This window comes from Geodermatophilus obscurus (assembly GCF_900143215.1).
Lineage (GTDB): Bacteria > Actinomycetota > Actinomycetes > Mycobacteriales > Geodermatophilaceae > Geodermatophilus > Geodermatophilus obscurus_A.
Genome location: NZ_FRDM01000014.1, coordinates 58,848 through 84,623, shown reverse-complemented (window position 1 = coordinate 84,623; position 25,776 = coordinate 58,848). Strand labels below are relative to the sequence as shown.

33 protein-coding genes are annotated in these 25,776 nt (G+C 70.1%); 3 read left to right on the top strand and 30 right to left on the bottom strand.

The window, feature by feature from the left end; all coding sequences use genetic code 11:
- Positions 1-69: 69 nt before the first annotated feature.
- From infA to rpsL, 29 genes are all read right to left on the bottom strand, one after another.
- On the bottom strand, positions 70-291 hold the full coding sequence (gene infA / locus BUB17_RS14475) for a translation initiation factor IF-1 (RefSeq protein ID WP_012950459.1): 222 nt from the start codon (positions 289-291) through the stop codon (positions 70-72).
- Between the two features lie 285 nt (positions 292-576).
- A complete protein-coding gene (map, locus tag BUB17_RS14470) occupies positions 577-1,437 on the bottom strand; it encodes a type I methionyl aminopeptidase (protein WP_244277222.1) in 861 nt (286 codons plus the stop codon).
- Between the two features lie 15 nt (positions 1,438-1,452).
- Entirely contained in the window at positions 1,453-2,067 is a 615-nt protein-coding gene (locus BUB17_RS14465) for an adenylate kinase (RefSeq protein WP_072919091.1), read from the bottom strand.
- Positions 2,067-3,377 (bottom strand): preprotein translocase subunit SecY, encoded by a 1,311-nt coding sequence (gene secY, locus BUB17_RS14460; RefSeq protein WP_072919089.1) that lies wholly within the window; start codon positions 3,375-3,377, stop codon positions 2,067-2,069. The genes BUB17_RS14465 and secY overlap by 1 nt, the downstream gene beginning before the upstream one ends.
- A 178-nt stretch (positions 3,378-3,555) precedes the next feature.
- Positions 3,556-3,999 carry a 50S ribosomal protein L15 gene (rplO, locus tag BUB17_RS14455; RefSeq protein WP_072919087.1) on the bottom strand — a complete coding sequence of 148 codons (444 nt, stop codon included), beginning with the start codon at positions 3,997-3,999 and terminating at the stop codon, positions 3,556-3,558.
- A gap of 13 nt (positions 4,000-4,012) precedes the next feature.
- Entirely contained in the window at positions 4,013-4,195 is a 183-nt protein-coding gene (rpmD, locus tag BUB17_RS14450) for a 50S ribosomal protein L30 (protein WP_072919085.1), read from the bottom strand.
- A 1-nt stretch (position 4,196) separates the two neighbouring features.
- Positions 4,197-4,811, bottom strand: coding sequence for a 30S ribosomal protein S5 (gene rpsE / locus BUB17_RS14445; protein ID WP_072919083.1), 615 nt, complete (start codon positions 4,809-4,811; stop codon positions 4,197-4,199).
- Positions 4,812-4,851: 40 nt separating this feature from the next.
- Complete coding sequence (gene rplR, locus BUB17_RS14440) at positions 4,852-5,262, bottom strand: 50S ribosomal protein L18 (RefSeq protein ID WP_072919169.1); 411 nt, start codon at positions 5,260-5,262, stop codon at positions 4,852-4,854.
- On the bottom strand, positions 5,262-5,801 hold the full coding sequence (gene rplF, locus BUB17_RS14435) for a 50S ribosomal protein L6 (RefSeq protein WP_072919080.1): 540 nt from the start codon (positions 5,799-5,801) through the stop codon (positions 5,262-5,264). Before rplF ends, rplR begins: the two co-directional genes overlap by 1 nt.
- A gap of 12 nt (positions 5,802-5,813) precedes the next feature.
- Entirely contained in the window at positions 5,814-6,218 is a 405-nt protein-coding gene (rpsH, locus tag BUB17_RS14430; protein ID WP_425432555.1) for a 30S ribosomal protein S8, read from the bottom strand.
- 171 nt (positions 6,219-6,389) lie between these two features.
- Entirely contained in the window at positions 6,390-6,575 is a 186-nt protein-coding gene (locus BUB17_RS14425; RefSeq protein WP_012950469.1) for a type Z 30S ribosomal protein S14, read from the bottom strand.
- A 20-nt stretch (positions 6,576-6,595) separates the two neighbouring features.
- Positions 6,596-7,180, bottom strand: coding sequence for a 50S ribosomal protein L5 (rplE, locus tag BUB17_RS14420; RefSeq protein ID WP_072919078.1), 585 nt, complete (start codon positions 7,178-7,180; stop codon positions 6,596-6,598).
- A 4-nt stretch (positions 7,181-7,184) separates the two neighbouring features.
- A complete protein-coding gene (gene rplX, locus BUB17_RS14415; protein WP_432416391.1) occupies positions 7,185-7,550 on the bottom strand; it encodes a 50S ribosomal protein L24 in 366 nt (121 codons plus the stop codon).
- A 2-nt stretch (positions 7,551-7,552) separates the two neighbouring features.
- Positions 7,553-7,921: a 50S ribosomal protein L14 gene (gene rplN, locus BUB17_RS14410; protein WP_072919076.1), complete on the bottom strand. Its 369-nt coding sequence runs from the start codon at positions 7,919-7,921 to the stop codon at positions 7,553-7,555.
- A gap of 223 nt (positions 7,922-8,144) precedes the next feature.
- On the bottom strand, positions 8,145-8,444 hold the full coding sequence (gene rpsQ, locus BUB17_RS14405; protein ID WP_072919072.1) for a 30S ribosomal protein S17: 300 nt from the start codon (positions 8,442-8,444) through the stop codon (positions 8,145-8,147).
- Complete coding sequence (gene rpmC / locus BUB17_RS14400) at positions 8,441-8,674, bottom strand: 50S ribosomal protein L29 (RefSeq protein WP_072919070.1); 234 nt, start codon at positions 8,672-8,674, stop codon at positions 8,441-8,443. Before rpmC ends, rpsQ begins: the two co-directional genes overlap by 4 nt.
- The gene (gene rplP / locus BUB17_RS14395) at positions 8,674-9,090 is read right to left on the bottom strand and encodes a 50S ribosomal protein L16 (RefSeq protein WP_012950475.1); all 417 of its coding nucleotides are present in this window, start codon (positions 9,088-9,090) and stop codon (positions 8,674-8,676) included. The genes rpmC and rplP overlap by 1 nt, the downstream gene beginning before the upstream one ends.
- A gap of 4 nt (positions 9,091-9,094) precedes the next feature.
- Complete coding sequence (gene rpsC, locus BUB17_RS14390) at positions 9,095-10,039, bottom strand: 30S ribosomal protein S3 (RefSeq protein WP_072919068.1); 945 nt, start codon at positions 10,037-10,039, stop codon at positions 9,095-9,097.
- Positions 10,039-10,515 (bottom strand): 50S ribosomal protein L22, encoded by a 477-nt coding sequence (rplV, locus tag BUB17_RS14385; protein WP_072919066.1) that lies wholly within the window; start codon positions 10,513-10,515, stop codon positions 10,039-10,041. The genes rpsC and rplV overlap by 1 nt, the downstream gene beginning before the upstream one ends.
- Before the next feature lie 20 nt (positions 10,516-10,535).
- Positions 10,536-10,817, bottom strand: a complete 282-nt coding sequence (rpsS, locus tag BUB17_RS14380; RefSeq protein ID WP_012950478.1) for a 30S ribosomal protein S19 — start codon at positions 10,815-10,817, stop codon at positions 10,536-10,538.
- 23 nt (positions 10,818-10,840) lie between these two features.
- Entirely contained in the window at positions 10,841-11,674 is an 834-nt protein-coding gene (gene rplB / locus BUB17_RS14375) for a 50S ribosomal protein L2 (protein ID WP_072919065.1), read from the bottom strand.
- A 43-nt stretch (positions 11,675-11,717) separates the two neighbouring features.
- On the bottom strand, positions 11,718-12,020 hold the full coding sequence (gene rplW, locus BUB17_RS14370) for a 50S ribosomal protein L23 (RefSeq protein WP_072919063.1): 303 nt from the start codon (positions 12,018-12,020) through the stop codon (positions 11,718-11,720).
- On the bottom strand, positions 12,017-12,991 hold the full coding sequence (rplD, locus tag BUB17_RS27835; RefSeq protein WP_244277221.1) for a 50S ribosomal protein L4: 975 nt from the start codon (positions 12,989-12,991) through the stop codon (positions 12,017-12,019). The genes rplW and rplD overlap by 4 nt, the downstream gene beginning before the upstream one ends.
- Positions 12,988-13,653, bottom strand: coding sequence for a 50S ribosomal protein L3 (gene rplC / locus BUB17_RS14360; RefSeq protein ID WP_072919061.1), 666 nt, complete (start codon positions 13,651-13,653; stop codon positions 12,988-12,990). Before rplC ends, rplD begins: the two co-directional genes overlap by 4 nt.
- 15 nt (positions 13,654-13,668) lie before the next feature.
- Positions 13,669-13,974, bottom strand: a complete 306-nt coding sequence (rpsJ, locus tag BUB17_RS14355) for a 30S ribosomal protein S10 (RefSeq protein WP_014742859.1) — start codon at positions 13,972-13,974, stop codon at positions 13,669-13,671.
- A 164-nt stretch (positions 13,975-14,138) separates the two neighbouring features.
- Positions 14,139-15,332, bottom strand: a complete 1,194-nt coding sequence (gene tuf, locus BUB17_RS14350; protein ID WP_012950484.1) for an elongation factor Tu — start codon at positions 15,330-15,332, stop codon at positions 14,139-14,141.
- A 173-nt stretch (positions 15,333-15,505) separates the two neighbouring features.
- Positions 15,506-17,605 carry an elongation factor G gene (gene fusA, locus BUB17_RS14345; RefSeq protein ID WP_072919059.1) on the bottom strand — a complete coding sequence of 700 codons (2,100 nt, stop codon included), beginning with the start codon at positions 17,603-17,605 and terminating at the stop codon, positions 15,506-15,508.
- A 99-nt stretch (positions 17,606-17,704) separates the two neighbouring features.
- Complete coding sequence (gene rpsG / locus BUB17_RS14340) at positions 17,705-18,175, bottom strand: 30S ribosomal protein S7 (protein ID WP_012950486.1); 471 nt, start codon at positions 18,173-18,175, stop codon at positions 17,705-17,707.
- A gap of 1 nt (position 18,176) precedes the next feature.
- Positions 18,177-18,551 (bottom strand): 30S ribosomal protein S12, encoded by a 375-nt coding sequence (gene rpsL / locus BUB17_RS14335; protein WP_012950487.1) that lies wholly within the window; start codon positions 18,549-18,551, stop codon positions 18,177-18,179.
- Positions 18,552-19,100: 549 nt separating this feature from the next.
- Between rpsL and BUB17_RS14330 the strand changes: the two genes are divergently transcribed.
- The 3 genes from BUB17_RS14330 (at position 19,101) to BUB17_RS14320 (ending at position 21,620) form a co-directional block, all read left to right on the top strand.
- On the top strand, positions 19,101-20,075 hold the full coding sequence (locus BUB17_RS14330) for a hypothetical protein (RefSeq protein ID WP_072919056.1): 975 nt from the start codon (positions 19,101-19,103) through the stop codon (positions 20,073-20,075).
- Between the two features lie 160 nt (positions 20,076-20,235).
- Positions 20,236-20,451, top strand: a complete 216-nt coding sequence (locus BUB17_RS14325; protein WP_072919054.1) for a hypothetical protein — start codon at positions 20,236-20,238, stop codon at positions 20,449-20,451.
- 125 nt (positions 20,452-20,576) lie between these two features.
- Positions 20,577-21,620 carry an LLM class F420-dependent oxidoreductase gene (locus BUB17_RS14320; RefSeq protein ID WP_072919051.1) on the top strand — a complete coding sequence of 348 codons (1,044 nt, stop codon included), beginning with the start codon at positions 20,577-20,579 and terminating at the stop codon, positions 21,618-21,620.
- A gap of 133 nt (positions 21,621-21,753) precedes the next feature.
- Here the strand turns inward: BUB17_RS14320 and BUB17_RS14315 are convergent, their stop codons facing one another.
- Entirely contained in the window at positions 21,754-25,659 is a 3,906-nt protein-coding gene (locus tag BUB17_RS14315; RefSeq protein WP_072919049.1) for a DNA-directed RNA polymerase subunit beta', read from the bottom strand.
- Positions 25,660-25,776 lie beyond the last annotated feature (117 nt).

Sequence of the window (25,776 nt, the reverse complement as noted above, 5' to 3'; positions counted from 1 at the left end):
GGTGCCGCCCCTCATTCCTGTCGATCGTGCGCCGAGCGCGCCGGCCCGTCGGGCGGCGCGCAGCGGCGGTTACTTGTACCGGTAGACGATGCGACCGCGGGTCAGGTCGTAGGGCGAGAGCTCCACGACCACGCGGTCCTCGGGCAGGATGCGGATGTAGTGCTGGCGCATCTTGCCGCTGATGTGGGCGAGCACCCGGTGCCCGTTCTGCAGCTCGACCCGGAACATCGCGTTGGGCAGCGGCTCGACGACGCGACCCTCGACCTCGATGGCCCCGTCCTTCTTCGCCATGCCCGACACGGCCTCCCTGACTCGGTGGTGCTGGTGTCCTCCCGCGCCCATGCCGGGACCCGGCGGACGCGCTCGGTGGTGTACAGAACAGGTGGTGCAGACGCTCCCGCGAGGGCGCCCCGGGTCGTACGGCCACAGCACGACAACAGGGCGGCGCAAGCGCCATCGGCCACTGTACCCCGCTGCGACGAGGCACTCCAACCCGCCCTCGTGAGGTGCTGGAACGGCCACCCTGCAGGGGCCCGCGCCGAGCCTGCGGGGCGTGGGGGGCAGGGTGGCCGTTCTTCAGGTGCGGGGGGTGATCCCGAACGGAGCCAGCCCCGCGACACCGCCGTCCTCGGCCGTGAGGACCCACGGACCCTCGGGCGTGATGGCGACGGAGTGCTCGAAGTGGGCCGCACGGGACCCGTCCTTGGTGACCACGGTCCAGCCGTCCTCGAGCTCGACGGTGGCCGGGTCGCCCACGGTGACCATCGGCTCGATCGCCAGCGCGAGCCCCGGCACCAGCCGGGGTCCACGACCGGCCCGGCCGTAGTTCAGGACGTGCGGGTCCTGGTGCATCTCGGTGCCGATGCCGTGCCCGCCGTAGTGGTCGACGATCCCGTACGGGTGCTGCTCCGCGGTGATCGTCTGCTCGACGGCGTGACTGATGTCGGTCAGCCGGCCACCGGCCAGCGCCTTGGCGAGCCCGGCCCACATCGACCGCTCGGTGACGTCGAGCAGCGCGGCGTCCTCCGCCGACGGCGGGCCGACGGTGACGGTGACCGCCGAGTCGCCGTGCCACCCCTGCAGGATCGCCCCGCAGTCGATCGAGATGTTGTCACCCTCGGCGAGGACCCGACCCCGGTTCGGGATGCCGTGCACGATCTCGTCGTTGATCGACGCGCAGATGCTGCCGGTGAAGCCGTGGTAGCCCAGGAAGGACGGCACGGCCCCGGCGGTGCGGATGTGGTCCTCGGCGATGGCATCCAGCTCACCGGTGGTGACACCGGGCCGGACGGCGGCGCGGACGGCTGCGATGGCCCCGGCCACGACGAGCCCCGCTGCGCGCATGAGCTCCAGCTCGTGCGGCGTCTTGATCTGGATCATCCGTCCACTCCACTTCGCCAGCAGCGGGATCCGGCCGAGGATGCCACCGGCCGTCATGTGCGCCGCCTGTCCTCAGCCCGCGCTCGGCCCGTGGGGACGCGCGCCTCCGCAGGCCTCCAGCGCGCTCATCGCCCGCTGGGTGACCTCCTCGACCGCACCGATGGCATCGATCTGCGTCAGCAGTCCCTCGGAGTCGTACCAACCCGACAGCGGGGCGGTCTGTTCCCGGTAGACGTGCAGCCGGTGCCGCACGGTCTCGGGCTTGTCGTCGTCCCGCTGCACCCACTCGCCATCGACGAGCACGCGGCGCCCGGAGAGCCGGCGCACCAGCTCGTCCTCGTCGACGACCAGCTCGAGCACGCAGTCCAGCGCCTGACCGAGCTCGCGCAGCGAGTTCCGCAGCTGCTCGGCCTGGGCGATGGTGCGCGGGAAGCCGTCGAGCAGGAAGCCGCCCTTGGCGTCGTCCTCGGTGAGTCGCCCCTTGACCATGGCCACGGTGATCTCGTCGGGAACGAGGTCGCCGGCGTCCATGTAGGTCTTGGCCTGCAACCCGAGCTCGGTCCTGCCGCTCACGTTCGCGCGGAAGATGTCACCGGTCGAGATGGCCGGGACCCCGAGCCGGTCGGCGATGACCTGCGCCTGGGTCCCCTTGCCCGCTCCGGGAGGGCCCAGCAGCACGACGCGCACTACTTCAGGAACCCTTCGTAGTTGCGCTGGTTGAGCTGCGTCTCGATCTGCTTCACCGTCTCCAACCCCACTCCGACCATGATGAGGACCGCGGTCCCCCCGAACGGGAAGTTCTGGTTCTGCCCCTCCTGCGTGACCGACAGGAAGAAGTTGGGCAGCACGGCCACGATGCCCAGGTAGAGCGACCCGGGCAGGGTGATCCGGGACAGCACGTACTGCAGGTACTCCGCAGTGGGCCGACCGGGGCGGATGCCCGGGATGAAGCCGCCGTAGCGCTTCATGTCCTCGGCGCGCTCTTCGGGGTTGAACGTGATCGACACGTAGAAGTACGTGAAGAAGACGATCAGCCCGAAGTAGAGCGCGACGTGCACCGGGCTGCTCTGGTCGATGACGTAGTTCTCGAAGAACTGGCGCACCGGACCGGTCTCGTTCCCCTGCAGCTGCGTGAGCAGTTGCGGCAGGTACAGCAGCGAGGACGCGAAGATGACGGGGATGACGCCGGCCTGGTTGACCTTCAGCGGGAGGTAGGTCGACGTGCCGCCGTACATGCGGCGGCCGACCATCCGCTTGGCGTACTGCACCGGGATGCGGCGCTGGGCCTGCTCGACGTAGACGACGGCACCGATGATAACCAGCGCCAGCAGGCACACCAGCGTGAACACGATGCCGCCGCGGGTCTGCAGGATGGCGCCGCCCTCGGCGGGGATGCGCGCGGCGATCGAGGTGAAGATCAGCACGGACATGCCGTTGCCGATCCCCTTCTCGGTGAGCAGCTCGCCCAGCCACATGATCACCGCGGTGCCGGCGGTCAGGGCGACCACCAGGACGATCGTCGTCCAGATGGAGTTCGACGGGATGATGTCCTGTGAGCAGCCCGGGAACAGCTGGCCACTGCGGGCCAGCGCGATGATGCCGGTGCTCTGCAGGACGGCGAGGGCGATCGTCAGGTAGCGGGTGTACTGGGTCAGCTTCGCCTGACCCGACTGCCCTTCCTTCTTCAGCTGCTCGAATCGCGGGATCACCACGACCAGCAGCTGCACGATGATGCTCGCCGTGATGTACGGCATGATCCCGAGCGCGAAGACCGACAGCCGCAGCAGTGCACCGCCGGAGAACAGGTTCACCAGCGAGTAGAGGTCGCGCTGGTCGGAGGCCTGCGCCTGCTCGAGACAGCTGTTGATGGCCTCGACCGAGACGCCGGGGCCGGGTATCGCGGCTCCCAGGCGGTACACGGCGATGATCGCCAGGGAGAACAGCAGCTTGCGCCGGAGGTCTGGCGTCCGGAACGCCGCAGCGAACGCCTGCAGCACGTGCCCTCCCCTACTCGGTCGGATGAGGTTAGCAACGGCGAGGGACGGTCGTCCGGGCACCCGTCGACACGGGCGCGGCGCGGCGTCGTCGTCCCCCGGGCCCGCCGGCGCTCGTGCACCGGGCCGGGCAGCAGACGACCCCCGGGGCGGTGGTGCTGCGCCCGGGGGTCGTCGGCGGTCAGATGCGGGAGGTGCTGCCCCCGGCCGCGCTGATCTTCTCAGCGGCCGACGCGGAGAACGCGTGCGCGTGCACGTGCACCTCGACACCGCCCAGGTCACCGGTTCCGAGCACCTTCACCGGCTGCCCGCGCCGCACGGCGCCGGCTCGGGCGAGGGTGTCCGGGTCGACCGAGCCGCCCTGGGGGAAGAGGGCCGCGATCCGGTCGAGGTTGACGACCTGGAAGACGACCTTGTTCGGCCGCTTGAAGCCCGAGAGCTTGGGCAGCCGCATGTGCAGCGGCGTCTGCCCGCCCTCGAAGCGCGCGGAGGTGTTGCCACGCGCGCCGGTGCCCTTGGTGCCGCGACCGGCCGTCTTGCCCTTGGAGCCCTCACCGCGACCCACGCGGGTCTTCGGGGTGTGCGCGCCGGGAGCCGGACGCAGGTGGTGGACCTTGAGAGTCATCGTGTGTCCCTGCTCAGCTGATCTCTTCGACGGTGACCAGGTGCGGCACCGTCGCGACCATCCCGCGGATCTCGGGACGGTCCTCCTGGACGACCGAGTCGTTGATCCGCTTGAGGCCCAGCGAGCGCAGTGTCTGGCGCTGGTTGGGCTTCGTGCCGATCACCGACCGGATCTGGGTGACCTTCAGCTGCGCCATGTCAGACCCCCTGGCCTGCACGCGCCCGCAGCATGGCCGCGGGAGCGACGTCCTCGAGCGGCAGTCCGCGGCGGGCCGCGATCTCCTCGGGACGGACGAGGTCCTTCAGCGCCTGCATGGTGGCGTGCACGATGTTGATCGGGTTCGACGACCCGAGGCTCTTGGAGAGCACGTCGTGGATGCCGGCGCACTCGAGCACGGCACGCACCGGGCCACCGGCGATGACACCGGTACCGGGGCTGGCCGGCTTGAGCAGCACGACGCCCGCAGCCGCCTCACCCTGCACGGGGTGCGGGATGGTGCTGGCGATGCGCGGCACCTTGTAGAAGTGCTTCTTGGCCTCCTCGACGCCCTTGGCGATCGCCGCGGGCACCTCCTTGGCCTTGCCGTAGCCGACGCCCACGGTGCCGTCGCCGTCGCCCACGATCACCAGGGCGGTGAAGCTGAAGCGCCGACCACCCTTGACGACCTTGGACACGCGGTTGATGGCCACCACGCGCTCGATGAAGTTGCTCTTCTCGGCAGGTGCGCCGCCGGGCCCCCGCCCGCCGTCACGACGGTCGCGGCGGTCGTTGCCGCCGCCGGCGCCGCCGCCGCGTCGCTGTGGTCCTGGCATCAGACGTCCCTCTCGATCTGCTGGTTCGCGGTGTGGCTCATCAAAAGTCCAGCCCTCCCTCGCGGGCGCCGTCGGCCAGCGCCGCGATGCGGCCCTGGTACCGGTTGCCGCCCCGGTCGAACACGACCGCGGTGATGCCGGCGGCCTTGGCGCGCTCGGCCACCAGGGCGCCGACCCGGCGGGCCAGCGTGGACTTGTCGCCCTCGGCGGTGCGCAGGCTGGCGTCCAGCGTCGAGGCGCTGACCAGGGTATGACCGACGGTGTCGTCGACGACCTGGACGTGGATGTGCCGCGAGCTGCGCTTGACCACCAGGCGCGGGCGCTCCGGGGTACCGCCCACGCGCTTGCGCAGGCGGGTGTGCCGGCGCAGGCGGGAGACCCGCCGCGCGGTGCTGACGTCGGTGCCGACGGGCTTGTGCACCCGAGCACCGCTCTTCTCGGTCTGTGCCATCACTTACCCGTCTTCCCGACCTTGCGCTTGACGACCTCACCCTGGTAGCGCACGCCCTTGCCCTTGTACGGGTCCGGACGGCGCAGCCCGCGGATGTTGGCCGCGACCTGGCCCACCAGCTGCTTGTCGATCCCGGTCACCCGCAGGCGGGTCGGGGACTCGACCGTGAAGGTGATCCCCTCGGGGGCCTTCACCGGCACCGGGTGGCTGTAGCCCAGGGCGAACTCGAGGTCCGACCCGCGGGCCTGCACGCGGTACCCGACGCCGACGATCTCGAGGGTCTTGGTGTAGCCCTCGGTGACGCCGGTGATCATGTTGGCGACGAGCGTGCGCGACAGCCCGTGCAGGGCCCGGCTCTCACGCTCGTCGTCAGGCCGCTGCACCTGCAGCGTGCCGTCCTCGCCGCGCTCGACGGTGATCGGCGAGGCGACGGTGTGGTTGAGCGTGCCCTTGGGGCCCTTGACGCTCAGCGTCTGGCCGTCAATGGTGACGTCCACGCCACCGGGCACGGGAATCGGCAGTCGTCCGATCCGCGACATGTCACTCGCTCCTCACCAGACGTAGGCGAGGACTTCCCCACCCACGCCCTTCTTGTTCGCCTGGCGGTCGGTCAGCAGCCCGGTCGAGGTGGAGATGATGGCCACCCCGAGGCCGCCCAGCACCTTCGGCAGCGCGGTGGACTTGGCGTACACCCGCAGACCGGGCTTGGAGACGCGCCGGACGCCGGCGATGCTCCGCTCACGGTTGGGGCCGTACTTGAGGTCCACCACCAGCTCCTTGCGGGTGGTGCCGTCCTTCTCGACCTCGTTGACGGTCCAGCCGGCGATGTAGCCCTCCTGCTGGAGGATCTCGGCGATGTGCGTCTTCAGCTTGGACGACGGCATGGTCGTAGAGTCGTGGTACGCCTGGTTGGCGTTCCGGATCCGCGTCAGCATGTCCGCGATCGGGTCGGTCATCGTCATGTCGGGTGTTGCCTCTCTCGCCGCGGTTCCTCATGCGCCGGGTCTCGGGGACTTGGCGCGCGGGCCTCTCGGCGATCGGTGGTGCGTTAGTGAGTGGATGGCACGGCCTGCTCCCGGGGCCCGCCGCAAGCTTGCGAGCGGTGGGGAGGAGCAGGTCCTTCTAGTTCACCAGCTGGACTTGCTGACGCCCGGCAGTTCGCCGGCGTGCGCCATCTCCCGCAGGCAGATCCGGCACAGGCCGAACTTGCGGAAGACCGAGTGCGGGCGACCGCACCGCTGGCACCGGGTGTAACCGCGGACCGCGAACTTCGGCTTGCGGGCCGCCTTGTTGATCAGCGCCTTCTTGGCCATCTGGGTGTCTCCTCCCCCGCTCAGCGGGTGGTGGTCACGACGGGCTGGCCGGCGAACGGGAAGCCCAGCAGGCGGAGGAGCTCGCGACCCTCCTCGTCGTTCGTGGCGGTGGTGACCAGCGTGATGTCCATGCCACGCGGACGGTCGATCTTGTCGACGTCGATCTCGCGGAACATCGACTGCTCGGTCAGGCCGAACGTGTAGTTGCCGTGACCGTCGAACTGCTTGGCGTTGAGCCCGCGGAAGTCACGGATGCGGGGCAGGGCCAGCGACAGCAGCCGGTCCAGGAACTCCCACATGCGGTCGCCGCGGAGGGTGACCTTCGCGCCGATCGGCATGCCCTCGCGCAGCTTGAACTGCGCGATGGACTTGCGGGCCCGCACGACGGCCGGCTTCTGGCCGGTGATGGCGGTCAAGTCGCGGACCGCGCCGTCCATCAGCTTGGCGTCGCGGGTCGCCTCGCCGACGCCCATGTTGACGACGATCTTCGTCAGCCGCGGGATCTGCATGACGTTCTCGTAGCCGAACTCGGACTGCAGCGCCGGAGCGATGGACTCGCGGTAGTGGGCGAGCATGCGGGGCAGCTCACGGGTGGGTGCACTCATGGCGTCAGAGGTCCTTACCGGTGCGCCGCGAGACCCGGATGCTGCGGCCTTCCTCGTCCTTGCGGTAGCCGACCCGGGTCGGCTTGTCCTCGGAGTCGATCACCATCACGTTGCTCACGTGGATGGGAGCCTCCTGCGTGACGATCCCGCCCGACTGGGCACCACGCTGGTTCGAGCTGATGCGGGTGTGCTTCTTGATCCGGCCCACGCCCTCGACGAGGACCTTCTGCAGCTTCGGGTAGGCGGCGATCACCCGGCCCTTGGCGCCCTTGTCCTTGCCGGACAGCACCACGACGGTGTCGCCCTTCTTCACCTTCATCGACGGCGCCTTGGCCTTCGAGTGGGCCGTCGTGTCCTTCCTGGCAGCCATGGTCACAGCACCTCCGGAGCGAGCGAGATGATCCGCATGAAGCGCTTGTCGCGGAGCTCACGGCCGACCGGGCCGAAGATGCGCGTACCGCGCGGGTCGCCGCTGTCGCGGATGATGACCGCGGCGTTCTCGTCGAAGCGGATGTAGGAGCCGTCCGGACGACGGCGCTCCTTGGCGGTGCGGACGACGACGGCCTTGACGACGTCGCCCCGCTTGACCCCTGCACCGGGCAGTGCGTCCTTCACGGTGGCGACGATGACGTCGCCGATGCCCGCGTAGCGTCGCCCCGACCCGCCGAGCACCCGGATGCAGAGGATCTCCTTTGCACCGGTGTTGTCGGCGACCCGCAGTCGCGACTCCTGCTGGATCACGTCCTACTCCCTGATCTCAGATGTGACAGCCGGGCCGGAACGGTGAACCGGCTGTCCGGAACCCACGTGCGGACGCACCGGCAGCGAAAGCCGCCGGTGCGTCCGAGCACGGGTACCGGGATGGGCGCGCACCCCCGAGAGCGCACCAGTGGTCCAGGGTACTCGCTCCCGGACCCGCCCCGGAGGGCGCCTCCCACGGGGCCACGAGGGGACCCGATCGGTCCTACTTGGCCCTCTCGAGGACCTCGACCAGCCGCCACCGCTTGGTGGCCGACGTGGGCCGGGTCTCCATGATCTGCACCCGGTCACCGACGCCGGCGACCTGCTGCTCGTCGTGGGCCTTCAGCTTGCTGGTGCGACGGATGACCTTGCCGTAGAGACCGTGCTTCACGCGGTCCTCGACCTCGACGACGATGGTCTTGTCCATCTTGTCGCTGACCACGAGGCCCTCGCGGACCTTGCGGTAGCCACGGCCGGCCAGGCCGGGGCCCGACGCGGTCTGCGTCTCCTGGGGCTCGCTCATGCCACACCCTCGTTCGGGGCGACCGAGAGGCCCAGCTCGCGCTCGCGCATGATCGTGTAGATCCGGGCGATGTCGCGGCGGACCGTCTGCAGCCGCCGGTTGTTGTCCAGCTGGCCGGTGGCCACCTGGAACCGCAGGTTGAACAGTTCTTCCTTGGACTCGCGCAGCCGCGTGGCGAGCTCCTCGGCGGAGAGCTCACGCAGCTCGGGAGCGGTCAGACCGGCGGCCATCACACCTCTCCTTCACGAGTGATGAAGCGGCACTTCATCGGCAGCTTGTGGATCGCGCGGCGCATGGCCTCGCGGGCCACCGGCTCGGCCACGCCCGAGAGCTCGAACATGATCCGGCCGGGCTTCACGTTGGCGACCCACCACTCCGGCGAACCCTTACCGGACCCCATGCGGGTCTCGGCCGGCTTCTTGGTGAGCGGACGGTCGGGGTAGATGGAGATCCAGACCTTCCCGCCACGGCGGATGTGGCGGGTCATGGCGATACGAGCGGACTCGATCTGCCGGTTGGTCACGTACGCCGGCTCGAGCGCCTGGATGGCGTACTCGCCGAAGTTGATCTCGGTTCCGCCCTTGGCACGACCCGATCGGCTCGGGTGGTGCTGCTTGCGGTGCTTGACGCGCCGTGGGATCAGCACGGTGTCAGACCCCCTGCTCGGTCGACGGGGTGGTGTTCTGCGCGGCCGTGTTCTCGGCCGCAGCGGTGGCCTCGGCGCCGGCGTTCTCAGCGACGGTCTGCTCGGGAGCCACCTCGCCGGAGGTCGCGGCCACGCTGCTGGTGGACGTGGCGCTCTCGGTGGTGTCGACGGCCGGGCCGGTCGAGGACGCGGCGGCGCGGCCGGCCTCGGTCCCGCCGGCCGTGGTGCCCGACGAACCGGAACGGCGCTGCGGGCGCTGGGCCCGCTCGCGGCGCTGCTGACGCGCGGCGAGGGCCTCGAGGGCCTCCCGCTCGGCACGCGAGCCGCTGACGTCGCCCTTGTAGATCCAGACCTTCACGCCGATGCGGCCGAAGGTGGTCCGGGCCTCGTAGATGCCGTAGTCGATGTTCGCCCGGAGGGTGTGCAGCGGCACCCGGCCCTCGCGGTAGAACTCCGACCGGCTCATCTCGGTGCCGCCCAGGCGCCCGGAGCACTGCACCCGGATGCCCTTGACCTGCGGGCTGCGCTGGGCCGACTGCATGGCCTTGCGCATGGCACGGCGGAAGCTGACCCGGCTGGAGAGCTGCTCGGCGACGCCCTGGGCGACCAGCTGCGCGTCGGCCTCGGGGTTCTTCACCTCGAGGATGTTCAGCTGCACCTGCTTGCCGGTGAGCTTCTCCAGCTCCCCGCGGATGCGGTCGGCCTCGGCGCCGCGGCGGCCGATGACGATGCCCGGCCGGGCGGTGTGGATGTCGACGCGGACCCGGTCACGGGTGCGCTCGATCTCCACCTTGGAGATACCGGCCCGCTCCATGCCCTTGGACATGAGCTTGCGGATGGCCACGTCTTCCTTGACGTAGTCCTTGTACAGCTTGTCGGCGTACCACCGGGACTTGTAGTCCGTGGTGATGCCCAGTCGGAACCCGTGCGGGTTGACCTTCTGACCCACTAGCGGGTCCCTCCTCTCGTGTTGCTCTGCTGCTGCCCTGTCTGCTGGGCGGCCGGGCCGGACTGGCCGGTGCGGCGGCGGGCCGTGCGCGACTTCCCGGCGAGCTCGGTGCTGGAGGAGACCTCCGCGACCTCGACGGTGATGTGGCAGGTCCGCTTGTTGATGCGGTAGGCGCGGCCCTGGGCGCGCGGCCGGATCCGCTTGAGCGTCGGGCCCTCGTCGACGTAGGCAGCGCTGACGACCAGCGCGGCCGGGTCGAGCCGCAGGTTGTGCTCGGCGTTGGCGACCGCGCTCGCGACCACCTTGAGGACCGGCTCGCTGGCCGACTGCGGCGCGTAGCGCAGCAGGGCCAGGGCCTCGTCGGTCGGCAGGTAGCGGATGAGGTCCACCACCCGGCGTGCCTTCATGGGCGTGACGCGGACGAACCGGGCGGTGGCCCGGGCGGTCTGCGTCTCCTCTCCCAGCTGGGATGTCATGGGTATCTCTCTCTACCTGGTCAGCCGCGCCGGGACCGGCGGTCGTCCTTCACGTGCCCACGGAAGGTGCGGGTGGGCGCGAACTCGCCGAGCTTGTGCCCGACCATCGCCTCGGTCACGAAGACCGGGACGTGCTTGCGGCCGTCGTGGACGGCGATGGTGTGGCCGAGCATGTCCGGGATGATCGTCGAACGACGCGACCAGGTCCGGATGACGTTCTTGGTGCCCTTGTCGTTCTGGGCGTCCACCTTCTTGAGCAGGTGGTCGTCGACGAACGGGCCCTTCTTCAGGCTGCGTGGCATGTCTGTCGGACTCCTCTACCCGCTCAGCGCTTCTTGTTGGTGCGCCGGCGGCGCACGATCAGGGCGTCACTGGCCTTGCGCTTGCGCGTGCGGCCCTCCGGCTTGCCCTTCGGGTTCACCGGGTGGCGACCACCGGAGGTCTTGCCCTCACCACCACCGTGCGGGTGGTCCACCGGGTTCATGGCGACACCGCGGACGGTCGGGCGCTTGCCCTTCCACCGCATGCGGCCGGCCTTGCCCCAGTTGATGTTCGACTGCTCGGCGTTGCCCACCTCGCCGACGGTCGCGCGGCAGCGGACGTCGACGTTGCGGATCTCGCCCGACGGCATCCGCAGCTGCGCGAGACGGCCCTCACGGGCGACCAGCTGGACGCTCGTCCCCGCGGAGCGGGCGATCTTCGCGCCTCCACCCGGCCGCAGCTCGATGGCGTGGATCACCGTGCCGACGGGGATGTTGCGCAGCGGCAGGTTGTTACCCGGCTTGATGTCGGCCGCGGGGCCGCACTCCACCGTGTCACCCTGCTTCAGCCGCGCCGGCGCGATGATGTAGCGCTTCTCGCCGTCGGCGAAGTGCAGCAGCGCGATGCGCGAGGTGCGGTTCGGGTCGTACTCGATGTGCGCGACCTTGGCCGGCACGCCGTCCTTGTCGGCCCGGCGGAAGTCGATCACCCGGTAGGCGCGCTTGTGCCCGCCGCCCTGGTGCCGCGCGGTGACCTTCCCGTGGACGTTGCGCCCGCCACGACCGTGCAGCGGCCGCACCAGCGACTTCTCGGGATGGTCCCTCGTGACCTCGGCGAAGTCGGCGACGCTGGAGCCGCGGCGGCCCGGCGTCGTCGGCTTGTACTTGCGGATAGCCATCTGACTGGAGTTCCTCTGTCTCTGGTCCGATCGGTCCGGGCGCTCAGGCGCCGGGACCACCGAAGATCTCGATGCGGTCGCCGGGTGCCAGCGAGACGATGGCGCGCTTGGTGTCCTTGCGCTTGCCGAGCTTGTTGCCCCGGCTGCGCTTGCGCTTGCCCTGGCGGTTGATCGTGTTCACGCCGAGGACCTTCACGTTGAAGACCTGCTCGACCGCGATCTTGATCTGCGTCTTGTTGGCCTCGGGCAGGACGATGAACGTGTACTGGTTCTCGTCGAGCAGCCCGTAGCTCTTCTCCGAGATGACCGGGGACAGCAGGACGTCCCGGGGGTCGCGGACGCTCATGCCTTCTCCTCGGGGGTCGCGTCGGTGGTGCCGTCCTCGGTGGGCGCAGTGGCGTCGACCCCCGCGTTGGCGGCCTCGGCCTGCTCGGCCGGGGCCGCAGCAGCCTCGGCTGCGGTCGCCGGCGCGGCGTCCTCGGGCGATGCGGCCGTCGGCGCGGCCGTCCTCGCAGCGGTCTGCGCCGGGGCTGGCTCGGCCGGGATCTCGCCCAGGTCGAGGTCGGTGGTGCCCTCGGCCGGCTGGATCGACGGGATCGCGCCCGGCACGTCCGGCGTCGTGAGATCGGGCTTGGCGACCCCGCGACCCTTGGCTGGCCCGGCGACGAACTCGGCCAGCGCGGCCTCGGTGAAGACGACCTCGTCGGCGACCAGCACGTCGTAGGTGTTGAGCTGACCGGCCTCGATCAGGTGCACCTGCGGCACGTTGCGCAGGCTCACCCAGTTGAGGACGTCGTCGCGGTCGAGGACCACGAGCACCCGCTTGGCCCGGGTGATGGACTCGAGGGTCGCCAGCGCGGCCCTGGTCCTCGGGGCGTCGCCGTCGACGAAGGTGCTGACCACGTGCACGCGGTCCTCGCGGGCCCGGTCGGAGAGCGCGCCCCGGAGAGCGGCGGCCTTCATCTTCTTCGGCGTCTTCTGCGAGTAGTCCCGCGGCTGCGGGCCGTGGACGGTGCCACCGCCGGTGAACTGCGGTGCCCGGATCGAGCCCTGCCGCGCGCGGCCGGTGCCCTTCTGCCGGTACGGCTTGGTGCCACCGCCGCTGACCTGGCCACGGGTCTTCGTCGCGTGCGTGCCCTGGCGCGCGGCCGCCAGCTGGGCCACCACGACCTGGTGCATCAGCGAGACGTTGGCCGACGCGTCGAAGAGCTCACCGGGCAGCGTCACGCTGCCGGAGGTCTCCCCCGCCGGGGTTCGGACGTCGACCTGCCGGTCGGTCCGGATCTCGGCCGCCCCGCCGTTGATGGACGTGCTCACTGGTTCTCACTCCCCACGGGGCCACCCTTGACGGCCGAGCGGACGAGCACGAGGCCGCCCTTCGGACCGGGGATCGCGCCCTTGATCAGCAGCAGCCCGCGCTCGGCGTCGACCTTGTGGACGGCCAGCGACAGGGTCGTCGTCTTGACGGCGCCCATGCGGCCGGCCATGCGCAGGCCCTTGAAGACGCGGCCGGGGGTCGAGGCCCCGCCGATGGAACCGGGCGACCGGTGCTTGCGCTGGGTGCCGTGCGCCGCGCCGAGGCCCTTGAAGCCGTGACGCTTCATGACGCCGGCGGTGCCCTTGCCCTTGCTGGTGCCGATGACGTCGACCTTGGCCACGCCGTCGAACACGTCGGCGGTCAGCTCCTGGCCGACCGTGTACTCGCCGGCGTCCTCGGTGCGCAGTTCCACCAGGTGCCGCCGCGGCGTCACGCCCGCCTTGGTGAAGTGCCCGCCCTCGGGCTTGTTCACCTTGCGCGGGTCGATCTCACCGAAACCGAGCTGGACGGCGGAGTAGCCGTCCACCTCGGGGGTGCGCACCTGGGTCACCACACACGGGCCCGCCTTGACGACGGTCACCGGCACGATGCGGTTGTTCTCGTCGAAGACCTGGGTCATGCCCAGCTTCTCGCCGAGGAGACCACGGAATGTGCTCGCCATGTCTGCTGACTGCCCTTACTGGATGTTGACGTCGACCGAGGCCGGCAGGTCGATGCGCATGAGCGCGTCGACCGTCTTCGGCGTCGGGTCGAGGATGTCGATGAGGCGCTTGTGCGTGCGCATCTCGAAGTGCTCGCGCGAGTCCTTGTACTTGTGCGGCGAGCGGATGACGCAGTACACGTTCTTCTCCGTCGGCAGCGGCACCGGGCCGACGACGCGCGCACCGGTCTTGGTCACCGTGTCGACGATGCGCCGCGCCGAGGCGTCGATCGCCTCGTGGTCGTAGGCCTTCAGCCGGATGCGGATCTTCTGTCCCGCCATCGCTGTCTTCTGCTCCTGCCGATCGGTGTCTGTTCTTGCTGGGAACGCCGGGTGGTCGCAGACCTCATCCGGTCTGGCCCCAGCGGGATGGGTGGTACTGCGCACAGGCAGGGCCACCCGGGACGGGCGGCGGCGCAGGGGTGCGCCGCCGCCCGTCGGGGGTGTTACTTGATGATCTTGGTGACGCGACCGGCGCCGACGGTGCGGCCACCCTCACGGATGGCGAACCGCAGGCCCTCCTCCATGGCGATCGGCTGGATCAGCTCGACCGTCATCTCGGTGTTGTCGCCCGGCATGACCATCTCGGTGCCGGCCGGCAGGGTCACGACGCCGGTGACGTCGGTGGTCCGGAAGTAGAACTGCGGACGGTAGTTGTTGAAGAAGGGCGTGTGACGACCACCCTCGTCCTTCGAGAGGATGTAGACCGAACCCTCGAAGTTGGTGTGGGGGGTGATCGAACCCGGCTTCACGACGACCTGACCGCGCTCGACGTCCTCGCGCTTGATGCCGCGGAGCAGCAGACCCACGTTGTCGCCGGCCTGGCCCTGGTCGAGCAGCTTGCGGAACATCTCGACGCCGGTGACGGTCGTCTTGGTCGAGTTCGGGCGGATGCCGACGATCTCGATCTCCTCGGAGACCTTGACGATGCCGCGCTCGACGCGACCGGTGACGACGGTGCCGCGACCGGTGATCGTGAAGACGTCCTCGACGGGCATGAGGAAGGGCTTGTCGATCTCGCGCTGGGGCTCGGGGATCGCCGTGTCGACGGCGTTCATGAGCTCCATGAGCTTGTCGCCCCACTCGGCGTCGCCCTCGAGGGCCTTGAGCGCCGAGACGCGGACCACGGGGACGTCGTCGCCCGGGAACTCGTACTCGGACAGCAGCTCGCGGACCTCGAGCTCGACGAGCTCGAGGATCTCCTCGTCGTCCACCATGTCGGCCTTGTTGAGCGCCACGACGATGTAGGGGACGCCGACCTGGCGGGCCAGGAGGACGTGCTCCTTGGTCTGCGGCATCGGGCCGTCGGTCGCGGCTACCACCAGGATGGCGCCGTCCATCTGCGCCGCACCGGTGATCATGTTTTTGATGTAGTCGGCGTGCCCGGGGCAGTCGACGTGCGCGTAGTGACGGTTCTCCGTCTGGTACTCGACGTGGGCGATCGAGATCGTGATGCCGCGGGCCTTCTCCTCGGGCGCCTTGTCGATCTGGTCGAAGGCCGACGCCTCGTTGAGGTCCGGGTACTTGTCGTGCAGCACCTTGGTGATCGCCGCGGTCAGCGTGGTCTTGCCGTGGTCGATGTGCCCGATGGTGCCGATGTTGACGTGCGGCTTGGTCCGCTCGAACTTGGCCTTGGCCACTGGGTTCCTCTCCTCGTGGTGTCGCAGTCGTGCGCGATCTCTGGGGTGGGCTTGCTGGGGGCCGGGCGGGGACGTACCCCGCCCGGCGGGTCACTCGCCGGTCGCCTCGGCGGAGTCCGTGGCTCGGCTCCGGGCTCGCTCCGCTCGTCGGTCGCTGACGCTCCCTACGTTGCTCACTCGCCCGTCGCCTTCGCGATGATCTCCTTGGCGACGTTCTGCGGGACCTCGGCGTACGAGTCGAACACCATGGTGTAGCTCGCCCGCCCCTGGGTGCGGCTGCGCAGGTCGCCCACGTAGCCGAACATCTCCGAGAGCGGGACCAGGGCCCGGACGACGCGGGCGCCGGAGCGCTCCTCCATCGCCTGGATCATCCCGCGCCGGGAGTTCAGGTCGCCGATGACGTCACCCATGTAGTCCTCGGGCGTGACGACCTCGACGGCCATCATCGGCTCAAGCAGGGCCGGGCTGGCCTTGCGCGCGGCCTCCTTGAAGACCATCGAGCCGGCGATCTTGAAGGCCATCTCCGAGGAGTCGACCTCGTGGTATTGGCCGTCGATCAGGGTCGCCTTGACACCCACCACCGGGTAGCCGGCGAGGATGCCGTACTGCATGGCGTCCTGCATGCCCTGGTCGACCGAGGGGATGTACTCCCTCGGGATGCGACCACCGGTGACCGCGTTGACGAACTCGTAGGTGGCGGAGTCACCGCTGATCTCGAGCGGCTCCAGCGTCACCTGGACCTTCGCGAACTGACCCGACCCACCGGTCTGCTTCTTGTGGGTGTAGTCGTACTTCTCGACCGCCTTGCGGATCGTCTCGCGGTAGGCCACCTGCGGCTTGCCGACGTTGGCCTCGACCTTGAACTCACGTCGCATCCGGTCGACGAGGATCTCCAGGTGGAGCTCGCCCATGCCGGAGATGACCGTCTGGCCGGTCTCCTCGTCGAGCCTCACCTGGAAGGTCGGGTCCTCCTCGGCCAGCTTCTGGATGGCCGTGCCGAGCTTCTCCTGGTCGCTCTTGGTCTTCGGCTCGATGGCGACCGAGATGACCGGCGCGGGGAAGGTCATCGACTCCAGGATGACCGGGTTCTGCGGGTCGCAGAGCGTGTCACCCGTGGTGGTCTGCTTCAGGCCGACGACCGCGACGATCTGGCCGGCGCCCACGCCCTCGCGCTCCTCGCGCTTGTTGGCGTGCATCTGGTAGATCTTGCCGATCCGCTCCTTGCGGTCCTTGGTGCTGTTGAGCACCGGGGACCCCGAGGAGAGCTTGCCGGAGTACACGCGGACGTAGGTCAGCTTGCCGAGGTGCTGGTCGGTCTGGATCTTGAAGGCCAGCGCCGAGAACGGCTCGCTCTCGTCGGCGTGCCGGAGGACCTCGGTCTCGCCGTCCAGCGCGGTGCCGACGATCGCCTCGACGTCCAGCGGGCTGGGCAGGTAGTCGGTGACGGCGTCGAGCAGGGGCTGGATGCCCTTGTTCTTGAAGGCGGTGCCGGTGAGGACCGGGTTGACCTGCGCGGCGATGGTCGCCTTGCGGATCGCGGCCTTCAGGCGCTCGACGGAGATCTCCTCGCCGCCGAGGTAGGCCTCCATGAGCTCGTCGTCGAAGTCGGCGATGCCCTCGAGCAACTTCTCGCGGTACTCGGCGGCCTGGTCGGCCAGCTCCGCCGGGATCTCCTCGACCGCGTAGTCCTCGCCCATGGCGGTCTCGCCGCGCCAGGTCAGCGCGCGCATCTGCACCAGGTCGACGACGCCGACGAAGTCGGCCTCGGCACCGATCGGCAACTGCAGCACCAGCGGGTTGGCGCCCAGCCGCTCGACCATCATGTCGATGCAGCGGAAGAAGTTCGCGCCGGTGCGGTCGAGCTTGTTGACGAAGCACATGCGCGGGACGCCGTACTTCTCCGCCTGCCGCCACACCTGCTCGGTCTGCGGCTCCACGCCGGCGACGCCGTCGTAGACCGCAACAGCACCGTCGAGCACCCGCAGCGACCGCTCCACCTCGACGGTGAAGTCGACGTGCCCGGGGGTGTCGATGATGTTGATGTCGTAGCCGTTCCAGGAGCACTTCGTCGCGGCGGACGTGATGGTGATGCCGCGCTCCTGCTCCTGCTCCATCCAGTCCATCGTGGCCGCGCCGTCGTGGACCTCACCGATCTTGTAGTTGATACCGGTGTAGAAGAGGATGCGCTCGGTCGTCGTGGTCTTGCCGGCGTCGATGTGCGCCATGATCCCGATGTTGCGGGTGTTGGCGAGGGTGGCCTTGAATTCGGCCATGTGTCTCTCCTCTGTGGATCGGGTCCGCGTGCGGGGTCGGGGTGGTGGCCCGGAACACCCGCCGGCCGCGGGGGCCGGCAGCGCCGGCCGGGGTGGCACTTACCAGCGGTAGTGCGCGAAGGCCTTGTTGGACTCGGCCATCTTGTGGGTGTCCTCGCGACGCTTCACCGCGGCGCCCAGACCGTTGCTCGCGTCGAGCAGCTCGTTCATCAGACGCTCGGTCATGGTCTTCTCGCGGCGAGCCCGGCTGTACTGGATGAGCCAGCGCAGGCCGAGGGTGGTGCTGCGCGAGGCGCGGACCTCGACCGGGACCTGGTAGGTCGCACCACCGACGCGGCGGCTGCGGACCTCGAGGGCCGGCTTGACGTTGTCCAGCGCGCGCTTGAGCGTGACGACCGGGTCGGTGTCGGTCTTGGTGCGGCAGCCCTCGAGGGCGCCGTAGACGATCGCCTCGGCGACCGAGCGCTTGCCATCGACGAGCACCTTGTTGACCAGCTGGGTCACCAGCGGCGACTGGTACACCGGGTCGGCGACCAGCGGGCGGCGCGGTGCGGGGCCCTTGCGCGGCATGTCAGCTCTTCTCCTTCTTCGCGCCGTAGCGGCTGCGAGCCTGCTTGCGGTTGCGGACACCCTGGGTGTCGAGCGAGCCGCGGATGATCTTGTAACGCACGCCGGGGAGGTCCTTCACGCGACCGCCGCGCACGAGCACCATCGAGTGCTCCTGCAGGTTGTGGCCGACGCCCGGGATGTAGGCGGTCACCTCGATGCCACTGGTGAGGCGGACGCGAGCGACCTTGCGCAGCGCCGAGTTCGGCTTCTTCGGCGTCGTCGTGTACACGCGGGTGCACACGCCACGACGCTGAGGGGAGCCCTTCAGCGCCGGGGTCTTGGTCTTCTCGACCTTGTCCTCGCGGCCCTTGCGGACCAGCTGGTTGATCGTGGGCATGGGTGGCCTGGATCTCCTACCTGCGCTGGGTCGTGCTGTGGACGGTGCTCTGCTGTGCCGGATGCCGGTCCTGCCGGGGCCGTACCCACCTCCGGCCGTGACCCACCACCGGTCCCCGCGGTCGGGCGTGTCGCCCTTCCCAGGACCGGCCGGCGGTTCGAACCGGATCGGTCGCCCCCCGCGACTCGGCGCCACCACCTGTCGGCAGGCGCACCGCGAACGGGAGCAGGCCCAGGGCACCCTGGGCACGGCTGACCACGATACCCGCGTGCTGGAGACCGGTCAAAGCCGGGTCCACCACAGCTCGGCAGGCCCGGTCGAGCCCTGTCCACCGGGGGGTTCGCGGGGATCAACGTCGTCCGCATCGCCTGGTGTTCCCGGCGGACGGACCCGGTGCGGGCCGGAGGTGGCGCGACTGTAGCGGCTCCCGGCGGACACGGGGTCGAGCGCCATCCCGACACCCCGGTCGAGGAGGCCGGCCCCCGCGACTGTCGGACCCCGGTCCTACGGTCGGTACCAGGACGCCCACCCACCGCCACCGGAGGACACGTGCACGTCGACCTCGCCCGTGAGCTCAAGGCCCACCTGTCGGCCCGGCTGGCCCGCTCCGCCGAGCCGGTGACGGCCAGCGACGCCGGCGGTCCGCGGTGGACGCGCCCCGCCCTGGGCCTGGCGCCCGTCGCCCCGGGCCAGGCGCACCTGGCCATCCGGCTGGCTGCCAAGGAGGACGCCGACGTGCTCCTGGCCGGCCTGGACGACGCGGTGCTCGACGAGGTCGACGTCCGCGTCATCGGCGCCGTCCGCGCGCTCTCCTCCCCCACCCCCGAGGAGCTCCAGCAGCGCACCCGGCCGCTGTTCCCGGGATTGTCCATCGCCCACCCAGCGGTGACGGCGGGGACGCTGGGGGGCTTCGTCCGGGTCGGCGGCCGGCTGGCCGTCCTGTCCAACAAGCACGTGCTGGCCACCGGCGACGCCGCCTCGGTCGGCGACCCGGTGCTGCAGCCGGGCCCGGCCGACGGCGGGGACCCGGCGACCGACCGGGTGGCCACGCTGACGGCCTTTGAGCGGTTCACCGCCGACGGCCGGGCGAACCTGGTCGACGCCGCGGTGGCGGTCGTCGACGCCGAGGTCCCCCTGGAGCCGGGCCGGCTGCCCGGGGGGCCGCTCGGTGCCGATGCCCTGCAGGTGGACGACGTCGAACCCGACGAGCAGGTGGAGAAGGTCGGGCGCACCACCGGCCACACGGTCGGGCGGGTCAGCGCCGTGGAGGTCGACGGCGTGGCCGTCCAGTACGACCGGGCGATCTACACCTTCGACGACCAGGTGGAGATCGACGGCGTCGCGGGGAGCTTCAGCGCCGGTGGCGACAGCGGCGCGGTCATCTGGCGCAGCACCGACCGGGGCCCGCTGGGGCTGCTCTTCGCGGGCAGCGAGACCGGCGGCCGCACGGGCGGCGGGGTCACCTACGCCAACCCGCTCGCGACCGTGCTGTCGGTCCTCGACCTCCAGTGGGTCGCCTCCTAGCGAGGACCCCTGCCCCCACCATGGAAGGACCCCGCCCCCACCCCTCGCAGGCTCGAGGCCGGACCCGGACGCGATCGGCGGTGGGACCCTGGAGGGGGCCGCCGGCCTGGCCAGGGCCGGCGGCCTGTTCTCCGGCCGCTCGACGGGGCACCATGGGTGCATGACCGACCGCGCGTCCGCCCGAGCCGCGAAGAGCGCCCTCAGCCACCGGCTGGCGGCCGACCCGGGGGTCGTCGGTGTCGGGCTGGCCCGCCGGGACAGCGGTTACGTCGTCAAGGTCGACCTGGCTGACGCGCACGCGGCCGAGCGCGTGCCGGGGGACGTCGACGGGGTTCGCGTGGTCACCGAGGTCGTCGGGGTCGTCCGCCCGCTCTGAGAGGACCCTCCTGCCCCCGCCGCTCGCAGGCTCGCGGCGGGACCCTGCAGGAGGGCCGCCCGAAACCGCCACTCGATACGGTCGGCGCGGCGCCAACGGTGGCGCCGTCGACCCGAGGAGTGGACGTGCGCATCGGCATCCAGGCCAGCTACAGCGGAGGGTTCCACCAGACCGCCGCGGAGATCCGTGGACTCGAGTCCGCCGGCCTCGACCTCGCGACGGTCGCGGAGGTCTACACCTTCGATGCCGTCAGCCAGCTGGGCTACCTGGCCGCGGTGACCGAGCGGGTCGAGCTGATGAGCGGGATCTTCCCGATCTACAGCCGCACTCCTGCTCTGACGGCCATGACCGCCGCCGGCCTGGACTTCGTCTCCGACGGCCGCTTCACCCTCGGGCTCGGCGCCTCCGGCCCCCAGGTGATCGAGGGTTGGCACGGCGTCCCCTACGACGCACCGCTGCAGCGCACCCGCGAGGTCGTGGAGATCTGCCGGCAGGTGTGGCGCCGCGAGCGGCTGGTCCACGAGGGGCCCAAGTACACGGTTCCGCTGCCGGCCGACCAGGGCACCGGCCTGGGTAAGCCGCTCAAGCTGATCAACACCCCGGTGCGCGACCGGATCCCGGTCATGCTCGCCGCCATCGGCCCCAAGAACGTCGAGCTGGCCGCCGAGATCGCCGAGGCGTGGGAGCCGATCTTCTTCATGCCGGAGCGGGCGGGCTCCGTGTGGGGGGACTCGCTGGCCGCCGGGAAGGCCAAGCGGGACCCGGCTCTGGGTGAACTGCAGATCGTGGTCGGCGTCCCGATCGCCATCGGAGACGACGTGGAGCCCGTGCTGGACCTGGTGCGGCCGCAGCTGGCGCTCTACATCGGTGGCATGGGTGCGCGCGGCCGGAACTTCTACAACGACCTGGCCCGGCGGTACGGCTACGAGGACGAAGCCCGCACCATCCAGGACCTGTACCTCGACGGCAGGAAGGACGAGGCGGCCGCCGTCGTCCCCGAGGAGCTCGTGCGGGCGGTGTCCCTGGTCGGCCCCGAGTCGCACGTCGCCGAACGCGTCGCCGCCTTCCGGGAGGCCGGCGTGACGACGCTGGTGCTGCAACCCCTCGACGACAGCCCCGAGGGCCGTCTCCGCACCGTGGAGACCATGCGGAAGATCGCCGACCGCTGAGCGGGAAGCCCGGAACGGGTCCGCGGTAGCCGGGGACGGCACCCGGCCGCGGTGGAGTCCGGTGGGGTGTGGGTGACGACGAGAGGGCCCCGCAGGCGATCGCCTGCGGGGCCCTCTCGTGCACTACCGGGGGTCAGCCCCGCCAGTCGTACTCCTCCAGGCGCACGGCCTCGCCGCTGCCCTGACCGAAGACGTCCGGGCTGTAGTACTGCCCGTCGTCGTACCCGGCCATCGTGTAGACGGCGGCGCGAGCCTCCTCGGTCGGCTCGACCGTGATGTTCCGGTAGCGGCTGATGCCGGTACCGGCCGGGATCAGCTTCCCGATGATCACGTTCTCCTTGAGGCCGAGCAGGCTGTCGCTCTTGCCCTGGATCGCGGCGTCGGTGAGCACCTTGGTCGTCTCCTGGAAGGAGGCAGCCGACAGCCACGACTCGGTCGCGAGCGAGGCCTTGGTGATGCCCATGAGCACCGGGCGGGCCGAGGCCGGCTCGTTGCCCTCGGCGACGACCCGACGGTTCTCGGTCTCGAACAGCGTCCGCTCGACCAGCGCACCGGGGAGGAACTCCGTGGCGCCCGAGTCGATGATGGTCACCCGCTTCAGCATCTGGCGGATGATCACCTCGATGTGCTTGTCGTGGATCGACACGCCCTGGCTGCGGTAGACCTCCTGGACCTCGCGCACCAGGTGCAGCTGCACCTCGCGCGGACCCATGATCCGCAGCACCTCGTGCGGGTCCACCGCACCCTCGGTGAGCTGCTCGCCGACCTCGACGTGGGCGCCGTCATCGACCCGCAGCCGCGACCGGCGCGACAGCTTGTCGTAGACGACCTCGTCGGAGCCGTCGTCCGGGGTGATCGTGAGCTTGCGGAACTGCTCGCCGTCCTCGATGCGGACGGTGCCGGCCAGCTCGGCGATCGGGGCCTTGCCCTTCGGGACCCGGGCCTCGAAGAGCTCCACCACACGCGGCAGACCGTGGGTGATGTCCTCACCCGCGACACCACCGGTGTGGAAGGTGCGCATCGTCAGCTGGGTTCCGGGCTCACCGATCGACTGGGCGGCGATGATGCCGACCGCCTCGCCGACGTCCACCAGCTTGCCGGTCGCGAGGGACCGGCCGTAGCAGGTGGCGCAGGTGCCCAGCAGCGACTCGCAGGTCAGGACGCAGCGGACCTTGACCTCCGAGATCCCGGCGTCGACCAGCTGGCTGATCAGCACGTCACCGAGGTCGGACCCCGCCTGGGCGACCAGCGTGCCGTCCTCGGCCGACACGTCGGCGGCCAGGGCACGGGCGTAGACGCTGGTCTCCGCGTGCGGGTCACGGGTGAGCACGCCGTCGACCGAGGTCGCGATCGGCATGACCACGCCGCGCTCGGTGCCGCAGTCCTCCTCGCGGATGATGACGTCCTGGGAGACGTCGACCAGCCGGCGGGTGAGGTACCCGGAGTCCGCGGTGCGCAGCGCCGTGTCCGCCAGACCCTTGCGGGCACCGTGCGTGGAGATGAAGTACTCCAGCACGGACAGACCCTCCCGGAAGTTGGCCTTGATCGGCCGCGGGATGATCTCGCCCTTCGGGTTGGCCACCAGGCCGCGCATCCCGGCGATCTGGCTGATCTGCATCATGTTGCCTCGGGCGCCCGAGTTGACCATGACCCAGACCGGGTTGGTGGTCGGGAAGTTGTCCACCATCGCCTGGCTGACCTCGGCCCGCGCGCGGGTCCAGATCTCGATCAGCTCGCCACGACGCTCGGCGTCGGTGATGACGCCGCGCTCGTACTGGCGCTCGATCTGCCGGGCCTCGTTCTCGTGCCGGTCGAGGATCTCCTGCTTGGCCGGCGGGGTCACGACGTCGTCGATGGCGATCGTGACGCCCGAGCGGGTGGCCCAGCGGAAGCCGGCCGACTTGAGGGCGTCCAGCGTCGCCGCGACCTGCACCTTGGGGTAGCGCTCGGCGAGGTCGTTGACGATCGCCCCGAGCTCCTTCTTCGGCACCTGGTAGTTGACGAAGCGGTAGTCCTCGGGCAGGGCCTCGTTGAACAGCACCCGGCCGAGGCTGGTCCGCACCAATGCCGGCTGACCGGGGGTCCAGTCCTCCGGCTGCTCCCACGGCTCGTTGACCTTGCCGTTGTCGACGCCGAACACCTCGTCCAGGCGGATCAGCGCCCGCTCCTGCAGACCCAGCGCGCCCTTGTCGAAGGCCATGATGGCCTCGGCGGTGGAGCCGTAGGCCGCCGGCTGACCGCCGTCGGCCTCGTGCCGGCTGGGCACCAGGGTGGTCAGGTGGTACAGGCCCAGCACCATGTCCTGGGTCGGCGCGGTGATCGGACGACCGTCGGCCGGGCTCAGGATGTTGTTGCTGGACAGCATCAGGATCCGGGCCTCGGCCTGCGCCTCGGCCGACAGCGGCAGGTGCACCGCCATCTGGTCACCGTCGAAGTCCGCGTTGAACGCGGTGCAGACCAGCGGGTGGATCTGGATGGCCTTGCCCTCGACCAGCTGCGGCTCGAAGGCCTGGATGCCCAGGCGGTGCAGCGTCGGCGCCCGGTTCAGCAGGACCGGGTGCTCGGTGATGACCTCCTCGAGCACGTCCCAGACGACCGGCCGCGCACGCTCCACCATCCGCTTGGCGGACTTGATGTTCTGCGCGTGGTTGAGGTCGACCAGCCGCTTCATGACGAAGGGCTTGAACAGCTCCAGCGCCATCTGCTTGGGCAGGCCGCACTGGTGCAGCTTCAGCTGCGGGCCGACGACGATGACCGAACGGCCGGAGTAGTCGACGCGCTTGCCGAGCAGGTTCTGGCGGAACCGGCCCTGCTTGCCCTTGAGCAGGTCGCTCAGGGACTTCAGCGGACGGTTGCCCGGCCCGGTGACCGGCCGGCCGCGGCGGCCGTTGTCGAACAGCGCGTCCACGGACTCCTGCAGCATCCGCTTCTCGTTGTTCACGATGATCTCGGGGGCGCCGAGGTCGAGCAGCCGCTTCAGCCGGTTGTTCCGGTTGATCACGCGGCGGTACAGGTCGTTCATGTCGCTGGTGGCGAAGCGGCCACCGTCGAGCTGCACCATCGGGCGCAGGTCCGGCGGGATGACCGGCACGCAGTCGAGCACCATGCCCATGGGCGAGTTGCGCGTCTGCTGGAACGCCGCGACGACCTTCAGCCGCTTGAGGGCCCGCAGCTTGCGCTGGCCCTTGCCGCTGCGGATGGTCTCGCGCAGCGAGGCGGCCTCGGCGTCGAGGTCGAAGTCGGCGAGCAGCTTCTGCAGCGCCGCGGCGCCCATGCCGCCCTCGAAGTACTCACCGAAGCGGTCGCGGAGCTCGCGGTAGAGGCCCTCGTCGGCGATGAGCTGCTTGACCTCGAGCTTGCGGAAGGTGTCGAGCACCTCCTCGAGGCGGTCGATCTCCCGCTGGGCGCGGTCGCGCAGCTGGCGCATCTCGCGCTCGCCGCCCTCGCGCACCTTGCGGCGGACGTCGGACTTGGCACCCTCGGCCTCGAGCTCGGCGAGGTCGGTCTCGAGCTTCTGCTGGCGGGCCTCCACGTCGGCGTCGCGGCGGCTCTCGAGGTTGTGCTTCTCCGCGCTGATCTCGGCCTCGATGGTCGGGAGGTCGCGGTGGCGCGTCTCGTCGTCGACCGAGGTGATCAGGTAGGCCGCGAAGTAAATGATCTTCTCGAGGTCCTTGGGCGCCAGGTCGAGCAGGTAGCCCAGGCGCGAGGGGACGCCCTTGAAGAACCAGATGTGGGTGACCGGGGCGGCCAGCTCGATGTGGCCCATCCGCTCACGCCGCACCTTGGCGCGGGTCACCTCGACGCCGCAGCGCTCACAGATGATGCCCTTGAAGCGGACCCGCTTGTACTTGCCGCAGTAGCACTCCCAGTCCCGGGTGGGACCGAAGATCTTCTCGCAGAAGAGACCGTCCTTCTCCGGACGCAGCGTCCGGTAGTTGATGGTCTCGGGCTTCTTCACCTCACCGTGCGACCACTGGCGGATGTCGTCGCCGCTGGCCAGACCGATGCGCAACTCGTCGAAGAAGTTGACGTCGAGCACTGAGTGGACCCCTTTCCCGGGGTTTCGTTACTGAACGATCTCTGAGTGAAGTCTTGGCTGGAAGGCCCCTCCAGGACTCCCCTGAGCTTGCGAAGGGGATCCCGGAGGGGGTCCTTT

Coding starts and splice junctions, on each gene's coding strand:
- infA (WP_012950459.1), bottom strand. CDS start 291: ATGGCGAAGAAGGACGGGGCCATCGAGGTCGAGGGTCGCGTCGTCGAG.
- map (WP_244277222.1), bottom strand. CDS start 1,437: ATGACGGCCGGTGGCATCCTCGGCCGGATCCCGCTGCTGGCGAAGTGG.
- rplO (WP_072919087.1), bottom strand. CDS start 3,999: ATGACTCTCAAGGTCCACCACCTGCGTCCGGCTCCCGGCGCGCACACC.
- rpmD (WP_072919085.1), bottom strand. CDS start 4,195: ATGGCGCAGCTGAAGGTCACCCAGATCCGGTCGGTGATCGGCACGAAG.
- rpsE (WP_072919083.1), bottom strand. CDS start 4,811: ATGCCAGGACCACAGCGACGCGGCGGCGGCGCCGGCGGCGGCAACGAC.
- rplR (WP_072919169.1), bottom strand. CDS start 5,262: ATGGCACAGACCGAGAAGAGCGGTGCTCGGGTGCACAAGCCCGTCGGC.
- rplF (WP_072919080.1), bottom strand. CDS start 5,801: ATGTCGCGGATCGGACGACTGCCGATTCCCGTGCCCGGTGGCGTGGAC.
- rpsH (WP_425432555.1), bottom strand. CDS start 6,218: ATGACCGACCCGATCGCGGACATGCTGACGCGGATCCGGAACGCCAAC.
- BUB17_RS14425 (WP_012950469.1), bottom strand. CDS start 6,575: ATGGCCAAGAAGGCGCTGATCAACAAGGCGGCCCGCAAGCCGAAGTTC.
- rplE (WP_072919078.1), bottom strand. CDS start 7,180: ATGAGTGCACCCACCCGTGAGCTGCCCCGCATGCTCGCCCACTACCGC.
- rplX (WP_432416391.1), bottom strand. CDS start 7,550: ATGGCTGCCAGGAAGGACACGACGGCCCACTCGAAGGCCAAGGCGCCG.
- rpsQ (WP_072919072.1), bottom strand. CDS start 8,444: ATGAGCGAGCCCCAGGAGACGCAGACCGCGTCGGGCCCCGGCCTGGCC.
- rpmC (WP_072919070.1), bottom strand. CDS start 8,674: ATGGCCGCCGGTCTGACCGCTCCCGAGCTGCGTGAGCTCTCCGCCGAG.
- rplV (WP_072919066.1), bottom strand. CDS start 10,515: ATGACATCCCAGCTGGGAGAGGAGACGCAGACCGCCCGGGCCACCGCC.
- rpsS (WP_012950478.1), bottom strand. CDS start 10,817: ATGCCACGCAGCCTGAAGAAGGGCCCGTTCGTCGACGACCACCTGCTC.
- rplB (WP_072919065.1), bottom strand. CDS start 11,674: ATGGCTATCCGCAAGTACAAGCCGACGACGCCGGGCCGCCGCGGCTCC.
- rplW (WP_072919063.1), bottom strand. CDS start 12,020: ATGAGCGTCCGCGACCCCCGGGACGTCCTGCTGTCCCCGGTCATCTCG.
- rplC (WP_072919061.1), bottom strand. CDS start 13,653: ATGGCGAGCACATTCCGTGGTCTCCTCGGCGAGAAGCTGGGCATGACC.
- rpsJ (WP_014742859.1), bottom strand. CDS start 13,974: ATGGCGGGACAGAAGATCCGCATCCGGCTGAAGGCCTACGACCACGAG.
- fusA (WP_072919059.1), bottom strand. CDS start 17,605: ATGGCCGAATTCAAGGCCACCCTCGCCAACACCCGCAACATCGGGATC.
- rpsG (WP_012950486.1), bottom strand. CDS start 18,175: ATGCCGCGCAAGGGCCCCGCACCGCGCCGCCCGCTGGTCGCCGACCCG.
- rpsL (WP_012950487.1), bottom strand. CDS start 18,551: ATGCCCACGATCAACCAGCTGGTCCGCAAGGGCCGCGAGGACAAGGTC.
- BUB17_RS14325 (WP_072919054.1), top strand. CDS start 20,236: ATGACCGACCGCGCGTCCGCCCGAGCCGCGAAGAGCGCCCTCAGCCAC.